This window comes from Streptomyces sp. BE303, assembly GCF_036290945.1.
Classification (GTDB): domain Bacteria; phylum Actinomycetota; class Actinomycetes; order Streptomycetales; family Streptomycetaceae; genus Kitasatospora.
Genome location: NZ_JAQYWZ010000773.1, coordinates 20,021 through 35,705, shown reverse-complemented (window position 1 = coordinate 35,705; position 15,685 = coordinate 20,021). Strand labels below are relative to the sequence as shown.

The window sequence follows — 15,685 nt, the reverse complement described above, 5'->3', positions numbered from 1 at the left end:
CCGGCGGCCCGCCCCGGCCCCCGCACCGGGCCTCGTCCCGCGCCTTCTGCCGCGCGTGGCCCGGCGTCCCTCGCCCCGCCCCTCCCCGGAACGCGCCCCGGGTACCACCCCGGGCCATACCCCTGGACCGCCCCGCCGATGACACCCGCCACCGACCCCGCCGCCCCGCCGCCCCGCCGGGACCCCGGCCCGGCTCCCGCTGCCGCCGGCCTCGACGCCCGCCTGCGGGTGGACCGCGCCTCCTTCACCCTGGACCTCGCCCTTTCCGCCGCCCCCGGCGAGGTGGTGGCCCTGCTCGGGCCGAACGGCGCGGGCAAGTCCACCGCCCTGCGCGCACTGGCCGGGCTGCTCCCGCTCACCGACGGCCGTCTGAGCCTGGACGGCCGGGTCCTGGAGGACCCGGCCCGGCGGCTGCACACCCCGGCCGAGGAGCGTCCGGTCGGCGTGGTCTTCCAGGACTACCTGCTGTTTCCGCACCTCAGCGCGCTCGACAACGTGGCCTTCGGCCCGCGCTGCCAGGGCCGCCCCAAACGGGAGGCGCGCGCCGAGGCCGCCGGCTGGCTGGACCGGATGGGCCTGGCCGAGCACGCCGAGGCCCGCCCGGGGCGGCTCTCCGGCGGTCAGAAGCAGCGGGTCGCACTCGCCCGCGCGCTGGCCGTCCGCCCGAGGCTGCTGCTCCTGGACGAGCCGCTGGCCGCCCTGGACGCCCGCACCCGGCTCGACGTCCGGGCTCAACTGCGGCGCCATCTGGCAGAGTTCGAGGCAGTTGCGGTCCTGGTGACGCACGACCCGCTGGACGCGATGGTGCTGGCCGACCGGCTGGTGGTGATCGAGGACGGGCACGAGGTGCAGTCGGGCAGTCCCGCGGAGATCTCCAGGCGCCCGCGCACCGACTACATCGCCCGGCTGGTCGGCCTCAACCTGTACCAGGGCGCCGCCGAGGGCCGTCGCGTCACGCTGGCGAACGGCACGGCGCTGGCCACCACCGAGGAGCTGTCCGGACCGGCCTTCGTGGCGTTCCCGCCGTCCGCCGTCACGCTGCACCGCGAACGGCCGACGGGCAGTGCGCGCAACGTCTGGGAACTGACGGTCACCGGGCTGGACCTGCACGGCGACCAGGTCCGGGCCGATCTGGCCGGCCCCGTCCCGATGGCCGCCGACCTGACTCCGGCCGCGGCGGCGGAGCTCGACCTCGCTCCCGGGGCGACGGTGTGGGCGGCGGTCAAGGCCACCCAGACGCACGCGTACCCGGCCTGACGCCCCGCCTCCTCCCGCCCGCCCGTCCGCCGGGTGGCGCCCGCCCGGCGGCGGCCATCGGCATCCGCGCCGGACCCGCGCCGGACCCGGGAGCACCTTCGGGTGGCTGCCGGGGACTGCCGGGGACTGCCGGGCGGCTACTCGGCGGGCACCACGAAGCCCGCCTCGTACGCGGCGATCACCGCCTGGGTGCGGTCGCGGGCGCCGAGCTTCGCCAGCACGCTGCTGACGTGCGTCTTCACCGTCTGCACCCCGAGGACCAGGTGCGCGGCGATCTCCCCGTTGGTCAGGCCGCGGGCCACCAGACGCAGCACCTCGGCCTCACGGTCGGTCAGAGCGGCGCGGGCCATCGTCTCGCGCGCCTCCCGGTTGCCCTGCCCGGCGGCGAGGCGGCGGATCTGGGCGGGGAAGAGCAGTGACTCCCCGGCCGCGACCAGCCGGACCGCCCGGGCGATCTCGGCCGGCCGGGTGCGCTTCAACAGGAAGCCGTCCGCCCCGGCGCGCAGGGCCTGGTAGACGTAGTCGTCGATCTCGAACGTGGTGACGACCAGGATCTTCGGCGCGTACCCCCCGGGGGCGGCCGCGTCGCGGACCAGCTCACGGGTGGCGGTGAGTCCGTCGACCCCGGGCATCCGGACGTCCATCAGCACCACGTGCGGACGCAGCCGGCGGGCCAGGGCGAGCGCCTCGGCGCCGTCGGCCGCCTCGCCGACGACCCGCAGGTCGCCCTGCGCCTCCAGGACGGCGCGCAGTCCGGCGCGGACCAGCTCCTCGTCGTCGGCCAGCAGAATGTCGATCATCACGCGCCCAAGCGTAGGGGCACGCGAACGGCCAGCACCCACTCGCCGGACTCCACCCCGGCCGAGGCCTCCCCGCCGAGCAGCACGGCCCGTTCCCGGATGCCGCGAAGTCCCTTGCCGCCCCGTCGCGGTGACGGCCGGACCGCCGTCCCGCCGCCCGTCCGGGAGGCGTTGACGCAGCGCAGCTCCAACCGGCCGTCCCGGACGGCGATCCGGACGGTGATCGGTTCGCCGGGCGCGTACTTGAGGGCGTTGGTGACGCCCTCCTGGACGATCCGGTAGCCCTCACGGGAGAGCACGCCGGGGAGCTTCGCCGGCGCCACGTCGATCCACGCCTCCACCGGGCTGCCCGCCGCCCGCGCGGTGTCGAACAGCGTGGGCAACTGCTCGATCCCGGGCCGTTCGCGCGCATCACCCCTGCTCCCGGCCTCGCCGGACCCGAGGGACCCGGGGGACCCGAGGGCATCACCTCCCGCCGCGGCCGCCTCCCCCGCCGCGCCCGGTCCGTCCTCCCGCGTGTCACGGAGCAGCGCGAGCGTCCGCTCCAGGTCGTCCATCGCCTGCCGCCCGGTCTCCTCGATGACTTCGAGCGCCTTGGCGACGAACGCCGGATCGCCGACCTCGCGCGCCGCCCCGGCCTGAAGGACCGTCACCGTCAGGGCGTGGCCGATGGAGTCGTGCAGCTCGCGGGCCAACAGGTTGCGTTCCAGCAGGCGTTCGGCGCGCAGCTCCGCGGCGGCCAGCCGCTCGGCCGGTGAAGGCCCCAGCAGCCGCACCGCCATGGCGAGTTGGAGCCGGCCCGCCCAGACGATCAGCCATCCGAGCCCGAACAGCAGCACCGGCGCCAGCAGCGGGTACCAGGACGGCCCCTCCAACGCGGGGAGCCGGACTCCCTGCAGATCCGGCGTCCTGGTGGTCAGCAGGTCGACGGCGGCGACCGGCACCAGCACCGACAGGGTGCCGACGGCCGTCCCGAGCCCGACCCGGCCGACCAGCCAGACCGCCGTCCGTCGACGGTCGGCCCAGGTGCGGGCGGGCTCGGCGGCGATGTCCCGCTCCCGGTCGGGGACGAGCAGCAGCCTCGCCTGCACCCCTTCCGCCCGGCGCATCGCGGGCACCAGCGCGGCCGCCACGAGCAGTACCGCGTCCACCGGCACGGCCCGGACCAGGAGTTCGGCCAGGCTCGGTCCGGAGACGCCCGGATAGACCATCAGGACGACGCCGGAGAACACGCACCCGATCACCAGATGCAGCCAGCGCGCGTACGTCACGGCGCTCAGCAGGGGCGCGAGTATCCGGGGCATGGCGCCATCCTGCCAGGTCAGCGCTGCGGGTGGCCTCCCTCTCGGGAGGGAGAAGCATCCCCTCCCGGGCGGGATCCGCCACCGGGGTCCGCCGCGGTCCCATGGAGACGTCGGAGCGGCGGACCGTCGGAAGCGGAGCCGCCGACGGTCCGCGACGAGCGGTGGAGAGGGGAAGGGCAGACGTGATCAAGGTGGAGGGCCTCACCAAGGAGTACGCCGGGGCACGCGTGGTGGACGGCCTCGACTTCGAGGTCCGGCCCGGGGTGGTGACCGGGTTCCTCGGGCCCAACGGAGCGGGCAAGAGCACCACCATGCGGCTGGTTCTCGGTCTGGCCCGGCCGACCGCCGGCCGGGCCCTGGTGAACGGCCGCCCGTACGCCGAACTGGACGCTCCGCTGCGGCAGGTCGGCGCACTGCTCGACGCCCACGCCCTGCACGGTGGCCGCACGGCGCGCGGCCACCTGCGCTGGCTGGCCGCCGGCAACGGCCTGCCGGACCGCCGGGTCGACGAGGTGCTCGCCCAGGTCGGCCTCGCCGACGCGGCCGGCCGGCGGATCCGGGGCTTCTCGCTCGGCATGCGCCAGCGCCTCGGCGTGGCCGCCGCCCTGCTCGGCGACCCGCCGGTGCTGATGCTCGACGAGCCGGTGAACGGCCTCGACCCGGAGGGCATCCGGTGGATCCGCACCCTGCTGCGGGGCCTGGCCGCCGAGGGCCGCACGGTGCTGGTCTCCTCGCACCTGATGACCGAGATGGCGCTGACCGCCGACCACCTGGTGGTGATCGGCCGGGGCAGGCTGCTGGCGGACTCCGCGACCTCGGAGTTCATCGACCGCCACGGCCGCACCCGGATCCGGGTGCGCGCGGTCGACCCGGTGAAGCTGGACGCCCTGCTGGGCGGCGCCGGCCTCGGCGCCCGTCTCGTCGGCGCCACCGCCGAACCGGCGGACGGCGGCGCCTGGGAGGTCAGGGGGGCGGCACCCGAGCAGATCGCCGCCTTCGCCGCCGCCGCCGGCGTGGTGCTGTACGAGATCGCGGTTCAACAGGATTCTCTGGAGGAGGCCTTCATGCGCATGACCGCCGACAGCGTCGAGTACCGGGCGGTGGCGGCATGAGCGCCCTCGCCACCCCCACCGCGCCGCCGACCGCCGCTCCGCCGACCACCGCGCCGCCGACCGCCACGCTCCGAGCCGCGCTCCGCGGCGAGTGGATCAAGCTCACCACCCTGCGCCCGCTCTGGATCACCCCGCTCGTCGCCGTCGCACTCACCGTCGGCCTCGGCACCGCCGTCGCCGCGACGCTCGGCGAGAAGGACGCCGGCCTCGCCGACGACCCCGGGGTGGGCATCCACTACGGCCTCAACTTCGGTCAGGCCGCCCTGGTCTGCTTCGGGGTGCTGCTGGTCGGGCAGGAGTTCCACACCCGCATGATCGGCGTCTCGCTCACCGCCGTCCCGCGCCGAGGCCGCCTCTACGCCGCCAAACTCGCCCTCGGCGCGGCCGTCGGCCTCGGCGCCGGGCTGCTCGGGAGCGCCGGCTCCCTCGCCGGCTACGCCGCCTTCGTGCCCGCCGGCTGGGACGGCCCCGGACTGGTCCGCAGCGCCGCCGCCGGGGTGCTCTATCCGGCGCTGCTGGTCGTGTTCTGCCTCGGCCTGACCGCCGTGCTGCGCAACCTCACCGCGGCGATGGGCCTGCTGGTGCCGACGGTCTTCCTGCTCACCCCGCTGCTGTCCGGCGTGCCGGTCGTCCGGCACGCCGTGCAGTTCCTCCCGGACCGCGCGGGCCAGTACGCGCTGCTCTACGTCGACGACCCGCAGGTCGCGTACGGGCACTGGACCGGCCTGCTGATCATGGCCGGCTGGGCCGCCGCCGCCGCGTACGGCGGCCTGCGGACCCTCCGCCGGTACGAGGTCTGACCCGGGCCCGCCCCACCCCCCGCCGCCACGTGCAACTCTGGAGTTGCACGTGGCGGCGGGGGCGTGCGATCCTCGGGCAACGGATCGGGGAGGTTCACGGCATGGTCACCGGCAGCATCGAACGCGAGATCGTCATCGCCGCACCGCGCGAACGGGTCTGGGAGGTGCTCACCCAGGCGGAGTTCCTGGGTGCCTGGTTCGGCGCCGAGGCACCCGCCGAGATCGACCTCAGGCCCGGCGGGCGGATGGTCCTCGACCACGGGCCGCGCGGCAGGCTGCCGGCCAGGATCGAACGGGTGGAGGGACCGGGCCGCTTCTCCTTCCGCTGGTCGCCGGGCGCGGCCGGAACGGGGGCGGCTGTGGCCGCGTCCGCGTCCGGCGAGGAGGCCGGAACGGGGGCGGCGGCAGGCGGATCGACCCTGGTCGAGTTCACCCTCACCCGGGAACCGGGCAACCACACCCGGCTGCGCATGGTGGAGAGCGGGTTCACCGCGCTCGCCCCGCTCACCGCCGACACCCGGACCCGGTGCGAGCAGGACGGGACGGACTGGACGTGGAAACTGACCGAGCTGGCCTGCCACACGGAGCGGATCACCGCCCGGCGACCTCGAATGACGGAAAACAGCTGACGGACGACAGGATCTGATACCTGTCGCCCGTCAGCTGCCGCAATTCGGCCGGTCGTCGTCACCGGTCAGCCCGCACCGCACGGGCCGGCACCGCACGGGCCTGCGCCGGTCGAGGCGGAGCCGGCCGCCAGCTCAGCCCCGCAGTGCCGGGTGGTCCGCGACAACGGTGCTGCTCCCCGGAGCGATCTCCGTGAAGCCCGCGTCCTGCACCAGCGGCAGACCGCTCGCCACCAGCTCCGCCCAGGCCTCGGGCCCGGCCGTCCGGACGGCGAGCGCGAAGCCGGACTCGGCCCACTCCTTGCGCTGCGCGTCGTCCAACCGCCACCAGGCGAGCTGGGCGGCGTGCCCGGTCTGGGCCATCGTCTTGCCGGCGCTCATCTCCACCTCAGGATTCAGCCAGAGCACCGGCACCCCGGGCGCCGCGGCGTCGACCGGGCCGCTCTCCTCCAGTTCGGTGCCGGACACCTGGAGCTTGGCGAGCTCCTTGGGCCAGCCGTCGAGCGGAACCGGCGGGAACACCCGCACCTCCGCCTCCCGCCCGGCCACCGTGATCCCCGGCAGCTCGCCCGCCCGGTTCCACTCGCCGCCCCGCGCCCGCCGGACCACCTTGCGGATCCGCGCGTCCTCCCACGCCTCGACCAGCTCCGTCCACTCGCCGTCCGGCTCGGTCACCCGGCGGTCGCTCAGCAGCGTCAGCACGGCCCGCGCCGAGGTCTCCAGGGCATCGGTCCGGCCGGGCGGCGCGGTCCGCTCCAGCCGGACGACCAGCGGCAGCACGTACTGCGGCCGGGCATCGCGGTCCTCGGGCGTCGGGTCGGGGACGGGGGCGTCGAACGGAGAAGTCACCGGTCCAGCATGCCAGCCCCCGCGGCGCCGAGATCACCGCGGTGCCCGCCGCGGCACACCGGTCGGCACCGCTCGGCACCGCTCGGGGCCGGCCAGGGCCCGTCAGCGCCGGAAGCCGCGCTGCGGGTCGCGCTCCTCCGCGTCCTCGTACGTCAGGAACCAGCCCTCGGGGTGGGTGGCCGCGAGCAGCAGCTCGGCCCGCTGCTCCGCGTTCAGCTCCGCGTCGCCGTCGTCCGGCCCGTAGACCCCGAACAGCTCGTCGTGGCAGCCGTCCCAGTCGTAGTCGTACAGGTCGGCCGGGAGGTCGCCCATCATGTCGGCGACCGACTCGGGCTGCGCACCGAGCAGCGTCCGGGCGTCGACCAGGGCCAGCCGCAGCGCGATCTCCTCGGCCAGGCACCGCGGCAGCGGCCACTCGCCGAGCGCGAGATCGTCGGCGAGGTCGTCGAAGGCCCGGGCCATCGTGCGGCGCCAGGCCCGGTGCAACCGCCAGGTGCGCTGCGGCAGCCGGCTGAAGACCGTCCAGTCCGTCTCCTCGCCGTCGACGACCGGCTCGTCCTCGTGCTCGTCGAAGTCGTCGTACGCGGCGTCGGCCAGGCCGATCAGCTGGGCGTGCAGCAGGCAGGCCGTACGGGGCGTCAGCGTCCAGTCGCCGGACGAGCCGCCGTCCTCCTCGTCGCCGTCCAGCGGGAACAGCTCGGCGAAGTCCGGTGCGAAGTCCTCGGTGACGCTGATCTCCAGCGTCCCCCCGAGTGCCTCGACGCCCGGGATCGCCGCCACCAGCCGGTCCGGGTGCAACAGCGCGCCGAGCGCCGCGTTGGCGTCCTCGGCCACCTCGCGCAGCAGCTCACGGCGCTGCCCGGCCGGATCGATGCCCTCGAAGTCCAGTTCCTCCACCGCCGCGATCGCCGCAGCCCGCAGCGCGGGCCAGTCGCTGATCCGCAGACCCAGCACCACCGTCGCCTCGATCTCCTGCGCGCCGGAGTCCTCCGCCGCGCCCGGCCCCTGTGGATGATCGCTTCGCTCGCCCATGGGGCTACGGTACGGCCTTTCGGGCCTTCGATCACCGGTCTGTTCCGGCTACCCTACGCGTTCTCGCCGTCACCGGGCCGCCCCGCGGCGAGTCCGGGCCGCGCGCCTCTGTGCCGGGAGGGCCGCCCGCCCACAGGATGAGCCCATGGCAAACATCGACGAGTACGGCGGCGGGCAGCACCCGGACGCCCAGGTCCTGGTAGTGACCACCAACGACATCCCCGGCTTCCGGGTCGACCACGTGATCGGCGAGGTCTTCGGCCTGACCGTGCGCAGCCGGCACATCGGCAGCCAGATCGGCGCCTCGCTGAAGTCGCTGGTCGGTGGCGAGCTGCGGGGTCTGACGAAGACCCTGGTGGAGAGCCGCAACGAGGCGATGGCGCGGCTGGTCGAGCAGACCAAGGCACGGGGCGGGAACGCGGTGCTGATGTTCCGCTTCGACGTCACCGAGGCCGCGGACGTGGGCACCGAGGTCTGCGCCTACGGCACGGCGGTGGTGATCTCCCCCGCCGTCCCGTAGGCGGCGGACGGTTCCTGCGCCGGGACGCCGGCCCGGTGGCGACCCTCGGGACCGAGGCCCGCCACCAGGGCGGGCAGGCGGCGGGCGACAGGCGGCGGGCCTCGGGCGACAGGCCGCGGGCGGCGGGAACACGAGCCGCCCCACCGATGTTTCACCGGCGTGACTGTTTACGGTGCAACCAACCCGGGCGAGGTACGACACGTCGACGTCCTGGTGGTGGGCGCGGGCCAGGCCGGTCTGTCAGCCGCCTACCACCTGCGCCGCCGCGGCTTCGCCCCCTCCCCGACCGGCACCGGCCAGGAGGGCGGGTTCGTCGTCCTGGACGCCGACGCGGCCCCCGGCGGTGCCTGGGCCCACCGCTCCCCGTCGCTGCGGATGGCCACCGTGCACGGCTTCCACGACCTGCCCGACTTCGAGCTCCCCGAGCCGGACCCGGAGGCGCCCGCCCGCGAGGTCGTACCGGGGTACTTCGCGGCGTACGAGGCGAAGCACGCGCTCCCGGTGGTGCGCCCGGTGACCGTTCGGGCCGTGCGGGCGGAGTCCCCGAGCCCGGACGCCCGGCTGCTCGTCGAAACCGACACCGGCACCTGGTCGACGCGGGCCCTCATCAACGCCACCGGGACGTGGACCCGCCCGTTCCTCCCGCACTACCCGGGGCACTTCGCCGGACGCCGGCTCCACTACGCCGACTACCGGGGGCCGGAGGAGTTCGCCGGCCGACGGGTGCTGGTGGTCGGCGGCGGTGCGTCGGCGATCCAGGTGCTCTCGGAGGTGGCGGCCGTCGGCGAGACGGTCTGGGTCACCCGGACCCCGCCCGTCTACCACGAGGGACCGTTCACCTCCGAGTACGGCCGCGAGGTGGTGGCCAAGGTCGAGGAACGGGTCCGCCGGGGTCTGCCGGTGCGCAGCGTGGTGAGCGTGACCGGGCTCGGCCCGTCGGTCGCCTACCGCCGTGCCGAGGAGCTGGGCGCGCTGCACCGTCGCCCGATGTTCGACCGCCTCACCGAGCACGGGGTGGCCTGGGGCGACGAGGAACTCGCCGTCGACGCGATCGTGTGGGCGACCGGCTTCCGGCCCGAGGTCGGCCACCTCGCCGGCCTGGGCCTGCGCTCCCCCGGGGGCGGCATCGCCCTCACCGGCACCCGCGCCACCGCCGACCCGCGGGTCCACCTGGTCGGCTACGGCCCGTCCGCCAGCACGATCGGCGCCAACCGGGCCGGCCGGGCGGCGGTCAACGAGATCGTCACGCTGCTCGGCGACCCGGCCGGGGCCGACGCCGCGGTCGCCGGCTGAGCAGCCGCCCGGCCGTGAGCCCGCCCCGCCGGCCAAGTTCCTCGCAGCGCACCGGGCCGAGCTGCTCGGCGGTCGAGCCGCTCAGCGGTCGTAGTCGACCGTCACCCGGTCGGTGACCGGGCGGGCCTGGCAGGTGAGGACGTAGCCGGCCGCCAGTTCCTTCTCCTCCAGGGCGAAGTTGCGCCGCATCTTCACCTCGCCCTCGGTGACCAGGGCGCGGCAGGTGCCGCAGACCCCGCCCTTGCAGGCGAACGGCAGGTCCGGGCGGGAGCGCTGCGCACCGTCCAGGATCGACCGGTCGCGCGGCAGGGCGAGCGTGCTGCCGCGCCCGTCGAGGACGACGGTGACCTCGCTGCGTTCCCCTTCGTCCGGGCCCGGCCCGTCCTGCACGCGCTCGGCGATCGGCTCGTCCTCGGCGTGGAAGAGTTCCTGGTGCACCCGCGCGGCCGGCACGCCCAGCCCGGCCAGCAGTTCCTTCGCCCCCGCGACCATCCCGAACGGCCCGCAGAGCCACCAGTGGCCGACGGCCTCCACGTCGACCAGCGCCTTGAGCAGGGCCCCGACCCGTTCGGGGTCGAGCCGGCCGCTGAGCAGTTCGGCGTCCCGGGTCTCCCGGGAGAGCACGTGCACCAGTTGGAGCCGGCCGAGGTAGCGGTCCTTCAGGTCGGCCAGCTCGTCGGAGAACATCACGGTGTCGCTGCGCCGGTTGCCGTAGAGGAGGGTGACGGTCGAGGTGCGGTCGGCGGCCAGGACGGAGGCGGCGATGGAGAGCATCGGCGTGATGCCGGAGCCGGCCGCCAGCAGCACGTGCTCGGCGGGTTCGGCGAGGTCGGGGCTGAAGAGACCGGACGGCGTCAGCACCTCGACCTCCTCCCCCGGGCCCGCGTCGCGCACCAGCCAGCGGGAGAACAGCCCGCCGGGCACCTCCCGGACGGCGATCCGCAGCGGACCGCCGGCGGGGGCGCAGATCGAGTACGAGCGGCGCTCGTCGACACCGTCCACCACCCGGCGCAGCGTCAGCGTCTGCCCCGGCCGGAACGCGAAAGCGTCCGTGAGCCCGTCCGGCACCGCGAAGGTCACCGCGACGGCGTCCTCGCAGAGCCGCTCCACCGCTGCGACCCGCAGCAGGTGGAAGGTGGGGCGGCGGGCGGGCAGGACGGCGGCCATTCAGATCTCCTTGACACGTTCGAAGGGCTCACGGCAGTCGCGACAGCGCCACAGCGCCTTGCAGGCGGTGGAGCCGAACCGGGACAGCTCCTCGGTGTCGGCGCAGCCGCAGAGCGGGCAGACGACGGGGGCCGCGGGGGCGACGTGGCCGCGCACGGCAGCGGGCCGCGCGCCGGCGCCCGTCCCCGCGTCCGGCGCGTCCGACCGGTCCGCGCGCCGGGTCGGACCGAGGCTCAGCAGACCCGGCCCCGGGCCGCCGCCGGAGGCCGCGGCGCCCGGACGGGGCGGGGCGACGCCCGCCTCGACGAGCTTGCGGCGCCCCTCGGCGGTGATCAGGTCGGTCGACCAGGGCGGGTCGAGCCGCAGCCGGACCCGGACGTCCGCGTACCCGGCCGCGCGCAGCCGCCGGTCCACGTCCGCGGCCATCTCGGCGACGGCGGGGCAGCCCGAGTACGTCGGGGTGAGCCACGCCGTCACGGCGCCGCCGTCCACCTCGACCTCGGACAGCACGCCCAGGTCGGCGAGGGTCAGCATGGGCAGCTCCGGATCGGGCACCTCCAACGCGACCTCCCACGCCCTGCCGCGGGCGACCGTTCCGGCCGCGGTCACCACGTCGCCCCCGGGTGTGCCCGGGCCAGCACCTGGAGCTCGGCCAGCAGCAGGCCCAGCGCCTCGGTGTGCACCCCGTCCCGGCCGGCCCGGCCGCCGACCGCCGCCAGCCCGGGGACGTCCGGCACGGCCAGCCCGGCCTCCGCGAGCACGCCCGCCAGCGAGGCCAGCACCGGCTCGCGCAGCGTCGCCGGGTCCGTACCGACCCGCAGCTCGACCGGATGCGCCGTGAACAGTTCCTCCAGCAGCGGCCAGGCCGCGTCCACCCCGGCCTGCATCCGCCCGGCCGAGTACGGCGTCCCGTCGCCGAGCCGCAGCGTCCAGGCCGTCGCGTACTCGCGGTGGTAGGCGAGCTCCTTCACGCCCCGCGCGGCGACCGCCGCCAGCACCGGGTCCGCGTGCCCGGCCAGCGCCTCGTACAGCGCGCCGCGCGCCGTGGAGAAGAGCAGCAGCCGGGCGATCGAGAACGCGAAGTCCCCGTTCGGCGCCTCGACCAGGCGGACGTTGCGGAAGTCGCGCTCCTCCCGCCAGTACGCCAGGTCGTCCTCGGTGCGCCCGGACCCGTCGGCCTGCCCGGCCCGGGTGAGCAGCTGGCGGGCCTGGCCGAGGAGGTCGAGGCCGAGGTTGGCGAGCGCGACCTCCTCCTCCAGCTCCGGGGCCCGGGTGCACCACTCGATCAGCCGTTGGGAGAGGACGAGCGCGTCGTCGCCGAGCATCAGGCAGTAGGCGGCCAGGTCGGTGCCGTCCAGCCCGGGCGGCACGGTGGTGTCCACCCCGAGCAGCGGGTCGGCGAAGCCCGTCCCGTACGCCCAGCGGCCCTCGCCCTCGGGCTCGGGGGACGCCTCGGCGAGGCTCAGGTACACGTGGTCGTCGGTCATGGTTCGGCTGCTCCCGGTCAGATGTGCGGGACATCCTCGGGGATGTCGTAGAAGGTCGGGTGGCGGTAGACCTTGTCGCCGCTGGGCTCGAAGAAGGGGTCGCGCTCGTCCGGGGTGGAGGCGGTGATCGCGTCGGAGCGGACCACCCAGAGACTGACGCCTTCGTTGCGGCGCGTGTAGAGGTCACGGGCCGCGAGCAGGGCCATCCGGTCGTCGGCGGCGTGCAGCGAGCCGACGTGGACGTGGTTCAGGCCGCGCCGGGGGCGGACGAACACCTCGTAGAGCGGCCAGCCGGCCTTGGACTCGGTCACTTCCCGTTCTCCTCTTCCGCTTGCTGCGACTCCGCAGGCCGCTCCGCCTGCTGCGGCTCCGCCGGGTGGCGGGCCTCCGCGCGACGCTTCGCCGCGTAGGCGACGGCCGCCTCGCGGACCCACGCGCCGTCCTCGTGGGCGGCCCGGCGGCGCTCCGTCCGCTGGGCGTTGCACGGGCCCTGGCCGTGGATGACCCGGGTCAGCTCGGACCAGTCGGGCTCGCCGAAGTCCCAGCTGCCGCGGTCCTCGTTCCAGCTCAGGCGGGAGTCGGGAAGGGTGACCCCGAGGTGCTCGGCCTGCGGGACGGTCATGTCGACGAAGCGCTGCCGCAGCTCGTCGTTGGTGTGCCGCTTGATCCGCCAGGCCATCGAACGGGCGGTGTTCGGCGAGTCGGCGTCCGACGGGCCGAACATCATCAGCGACGGCCACCACCAGCGGTCGACCGCGTCCTGGACCATCCGGCGCTGCGCCTCGGTGCCGCGCATCAGCGTCATGAGCAGTTCGTAGCCCTGGCGCTGGTGGAACGACTCCTCCTTGCAGATCCGGACCATCGCGCGGGCGTACGGGCCGTAGCTGCACCGGCAGAGCGGGACCTGGTTGCAGATCGCGGCGCCGTCGACCAGCCAGCCGATCACCCCGACGTCGGCGAAGGTCAGGGTCGGGTAGTTGAAGATCGACGAGTACTTCTGGCGGCCGGAGATCAGCTTCTCGGTCAGCTCGGCGCGGTCCACCCCGAGCGTCTCGGCGGCGGCGTAGAGGTAGAGGCCGTGACCGGCCTCGTCCTGGGCCTTGGCGAGCAGGATCGCCTTGCGGCGCAGGGACGGCGCCCGGGTGAGCCAGTTGCCCTCGGGCTGCATGCCGATGATCTCGGAGTGCGCGTGCTGCGCGATCTGGCGGATCAGGGTGGCCCGGTAGGCGTCGGGCATCCAGTCCCGGGGCTCGATCCGCTGCTCGGCCGCGATGACCGCTTCGAACAGCTCCTCCGGCGTCTGCCGCTCCGAGCCGGGCCCGCCGGTTCCGTGGGCCCGGCCCGCCTCGTCCGCCGGGCTCGCCGCGTCCGCCGGGCTCGTGCCGGGCGACTGCCGGGCGTGCTCGGGGACCGGCTCGGCCACCTCTGCTGTCACCGCGGTCCCCTCTCTCCTGTCCGTGTACCGCTGCCCTGGTGCGTCGACGACCTGCCTCGACCACCGACCGAGCAACCGACTGACCGTTCGGTCGGTACCATTGTGCGCGGTGAGGCGGCAGCATGACAAGGGACATCGACGGCACGGCACGGCGGAAAGCGGGAACGGGCCGTCACGGCAGGTGACGGCCGGCGAGCGCTCCGGGCGGCCGGTGACTGGTGGCCGGCGACCGGCGACCGGCGACCGGCGACCGGCGGATCCTGGAATCCGCCGACCGCCGACCTCGGCCGCCGGCCCTCGACCCACTACCGGCGGCTGCCAGCCTCGGCCGCCACCCCCGCGGTACGGCCGTCGCCGCACCGCGGGGGTGACGCTCAGCCCTCCGAGCGGTCGCGCAGGCGCGGCAGCGGCACGGCGAGGAGCGCCGCCAGCAGCGCGATCCGCGGCGCCAGCTGGTCGATCCGGATGTGCTCGTGCCGCGCGTGGGCTCCTCCGCCGACCGCGCCGAACCCGTCCAGCGTCGGCAGCCCGCGGGAGCCCGGCAGGTTGGTGTCACCCGCCCCTCCCGCCGGACCGCCGTCCAGCTGCTGGCCGAGCACCGCCGCGAGCGAACGGACGTGACGCAGCAGCGGATTGCCGGACCGTTCCGGCCACGCGGGACGGCTGGACAGCACCTCCGTCCGCACCTTCGCCCCGGCCCGGAGTGCGGTCAGCCGGGCGAGACCGTCCAGCGTGCCGCGCTGCGCCTCGGTGGTGGAGAACCGCAGGCCGAGCTCGGCCTCGGCCCGGCCGGCCACCACGTTGGCACGACTGCCGCCGCTGATCCGGCCCGCGTTGAGCTCCGTGCCGGGCTGGTTGACGAGGCCCCGTACCGCGACCAGCTGGTCGACCAGTTCGTCCACCGCCGAGACGCCCTCGGCGGCGTCGTTCCCGGCATGCGCCTCGCGCCCGGTGACGGTGAGCCGCACCCGGGTCGAGCCACGGCGGGCGGTCTTGAGCCGACCGTCCGGGTGCGGCGGTTCGAGACCCAGCACGGCAGCCGCGCCGCGCAGTTGACGTTCGACGACGCGGCGGCCGTCCGGACTGCCGACCTCCTCGTCGGAGACGACGACCAGGCGGACGGTGCGGTGCGGCTGCTGGCCGAGGTCGGCGAGCAGCGCGAACGCGCCCTCCAGAGCGGCGAGTCCGCCCTTCATGTCGACCACGCCCGGCCCGCTGAGGACGCCGTCCTGCTCGGTGACCGGCCAGTCGGCGAGGGTGCCGACGGGCCAGACGGTGTCGTGGTGTCCGACGACCAGGAGGTGCGGCAGCGCCTCGTCCCGACCCTCCCACTGGAACACCAGGTGATCGCCTGCCGGGCCGGGTTCGCGCCGGAAGGTCGCACCGGTGGCCCGGAAGCCCGCGGCCAACTCCTCGGCGAGGGCGTCGAGTCGGGGCGCGTCGCCGCTGGGGGACTCGATCCGTGCGAGGTCGGCGCAGCGGCGGCGGACGGCGCCGGCCAGCGTCCGGGCCCGGGTGGTGAGGGCCTGGGGCAGACCGGGAAGCGCGGCGGTGGGACCGGTCTGGCCCTCGCCTTCGGGAACGGCCGGAGTGTGGGGGGCCGCTGCGGGGGGTGGTGCGGCGGCGGGTGCGGGGGTGGCCGGAGCGAGGGCGGTTCGGGCGTTGACGGCGGTTCCGGGCCCGGTCACGCCGGGTGCGGCGGCGGTCCTGGTCGGCTCGGCCGTGGTGACGGCTGTGTCGACGACCGTGTCGGTGGAGGTGGCGGCAACGGTCGTTGCGGCAACGGCCGCACCGGTCGTGGCGGTTTCACCGGCCGGGCCGGTCGTACTGGTCGTACTGGTCGTACTGGTCCTGCCGGCCTTGCCGGTCGTACTGATCTTGTCGGTCGGATCGGTCGCGCCGGTCGGGTCGGCGGTGACAGCGGTGACGGTCGGTGCGGCGGACGGCCGGACGGCTTGAGGACTCAACGCTCGCCTCCCCGGCCGCCGCCGGTATACAGCGGC

The 15,685-nt window shown here is 75.4% G+C and carries 16 protein-coding genes; 6 read left to right on the top strand and 10 right to left on the bottom strand.

The features are described 5' to 3' along the window. Window positions 1-138 precede the first annotated feature (138 nt). A complete protein-coding gene (locus PUR56_RS24470; protein WP_329880601.1) occupies window positions 139-1,257 on the top strand; it encodes an ABC transporter ATP-binding protein in 1,119 nt (372 codons plus the stop codon). Between the two features lie 137 nt (window positions 1,258-1,394). Here the strand turns inward: PUR56_RS24470 and PUR56_RS24465 are convergent, their stop codons facing one another. After that, window positions 1,395-2,057: a response regulator gene (locus PUR56_RS24465; protein WP_380358698.1), complete on the bottom strand. Its 663-nt coding sequence runs from the start codon at window positions 2,055-2,057 to the stop codon at window positions 1,395-1,397. Next, on the bottom strand, window positions 2,057-3,361 hold the full coding sequence (locus tag PUR56_RS24460; RefSeq protein ID WP_329950470.1) for a sensor histidine kinase: 1,305 nt from the start codon (window positions 3,359-3,361) through the stop codon (window positions 2,057-2,059). Before PUR56_RS24460 ends, PUR56_RS24465 begins: the two co-directional genes overlap by 1 nt. Window positions 3,362-3,543: 182 nt before the next feature. Here PUR56_RS24460 and PUR56_RS24455 point away from each other — a divergent pair, with 182 nt between their 5' ends. The 3 genes from PUR56_RS24455 (at window position 3,544) to PUR56_RS24445 (ending at window position 5,902) form a co-directional block, all read left to right on the top strand. Beyond that, window positions 3,544-4,473, top strand: a complete 930-nt coding sequence (locus PUR56_RS24455) for an ABC transporter ATP-binding protein (protein WP_329950469.1) — start codon at window positions 3,544-3,546, stop codon at window positions 4,471-4,473. Continuing rightward, entirely contained in the window at window positions 4,470-5,273 is an 804-nt protein-coding gene (locus tag PUR56_RS24450) for an ABC transporter permease (RefSeq protein ID WP_329950468.1), read from the top strand. Before PUR56_RS24455 ends, PUR56_RS24450 begins: the two co-directional genes overlap by 4 nt. Window positions 5,274-5,374: 101 nt before the next feature. After that, window positions 5,375-5,902 carry an SRPBCC domain-containing protein gene (locus PUR56_RS24445; protein WP_329950467.1) on the top strand — a complete coding sequence of 176 codons (528 nt, stop codon included), beginning with the start codon at window positions 5,375-5,377 and terminating at the stop codon, window positions 5,900-5,902. Window positions 5,903-6,034: 132 nt separating this feature from the next. On the opposite strand, the gene PUR56_RS24440 is transcribed toward PUR56_RS24445, so the two are convergent. Together PUR56_RS24440 and PUR56_RS24435 are read right to left on the bottom strand one after the other, a co-directional pair. Beyond that, a complete protein-coding gene (locus PUR56_RS24440; protein WP_329950466.1) occupies window positions 6,035-6,748 on the bottom strand; it encodes an aminoacyl-tRNA hydrolase in 714 nt (237 codons plus the stop codon). Window positions 6,749-6,850: 102 nt separating this feature from the next. Continuing rightward, window positions 6,851-7,780, bottom strand: a complete 930-nt coding sequence (locus PUR56_RS24435; RefSeq protein WP_329880612.1) for a hypothetical protein — start codon at window positions 7,778-7,780, stop codon at window positions 6,851-6,853. A 145-nt stretch (window positions 7,781-7,925) separates the two neighbouring features. Between PUR56_RS24435 and PUR56_RS24430 the strand changes: the two genes are divergently transcribed. Continuing rightward, entirely contained in the window at window positions 7,926-8,300 is a 375-nt protein-coding gene (locus tag PUR56_RS24430; protein WP_329880614.1) for a YbjQ family protein, read from the top strand. A gap of 159 nt (window positions 8,301-8,459) precedes the next feature. After that, window positions 8,460-9,593 carry an NAD(P)-binding domain-containing protein gene (locus tag PUR56_RS24425; protein WP_329950465.1) on the top strand — a complete coding sequence of 378 codons (1,134 nt, stop codon included), beginning with the start codon at window positions 8,460-8,462 and terminating at the stop codon, window positions 9,591-9,593. A gap of 81 nt (window positions 9,594-9,674) precedes the next feature. Here the strand turns inward: PUR56_RS24425 and paaE are convergent, their stop codons facing one another. The 6 genes from paaE to PUR56_RS24395 all read right to left on the bottom strand — a co-directional run bounded on the left by paaE (window position 9,675) and on the right by PUR56_RS24395 (window position 15,649). Further along, on the bottom strand, window positions 9,675-10,760 hold the full coding sequence (gene paaE / locus PUR56_RS24420; protein WP_329880617.1) for a 1,2-phenylacetyl-CoA epoxidase subunit PaaE: 1,086 nt from the start codon (window positions 10,758-10,760) through the stop codon (window positions 9,675-9,677). Beyond that, on the bottom strand, window positions 10,761-11,369 hold the full coding sequence (gene paaD / locus PUR56_RS24415; protein ID WP_443034555.1) for a 1,2-phenylacetyl-CoA epoxidase subunit PaaD: 609 nt from the start codon (window positions 11,367-11,369) through the stop codon (window positions 10,761-10,763). It lies immediately after the preceding gene. After that, window positions 11,366-12,247 (bottom strand): 1,2-phenylacetyl-CoA epoxidase subunit PaaC, encoded by an 882-nt coding sequence (paaC, locus tag PUR56_RS24410; RefSeq protein ID WP_329950463.1) that lies wholly within the window; start codon window positions 12,245-12,247, stop codon window positions 11,366-11,368. Before paaC ends, paaD begins: the two co-directional genes overlap by 4 nt. A gap of 17 nt (window positions 12,248-12,264) precedes the next feature. Then, window positions 12,265-12,558 carry a 1,2-phenylacetyl-CoA epoxidase subunit PaaB gene (gene paaB, locus PUR56_RS24405; protein WP_030056311.1) on the bottom strand — a complete coding sequence of 98 codons (294 nt, stop codon included), beginning with the start codon at window positions 12,556-12,558 and terminating at the stop codon, window positions 12,265-12,267. Further along, window positions 12,555-13,535, bottom strand: coding sequence for a 1,2-phenylacetyl-CoA epoxidase subunit PaaA (paaA, locus tag PUR56_RS24400; protein ID WP_329880671.1), 981 nt, complete (start codon window positions 13,533-13,535; stop codon window positions 12,555-12,557). Before paaA ends, paaB begins: the two co-directional genes overlap by 4 nt. A 521-nt stretch (window positions 13,536-14,056) precedes the next feature. Further along, window positions 14,057-15,649 (bottom strand): M20/M25/M40 family metallo-hydrolase, encoded by a 1,593-nt coding sequence (locus tag PUR56_RS24395; protein ID WP_329950462.1) that lies wholly within the window; start codon window positions 15,647-15,649, stop codon window positions 14,057-14,059. Between the last annotated feature and the right edge of the window lie 36 nt (window positions 15,650-15,685).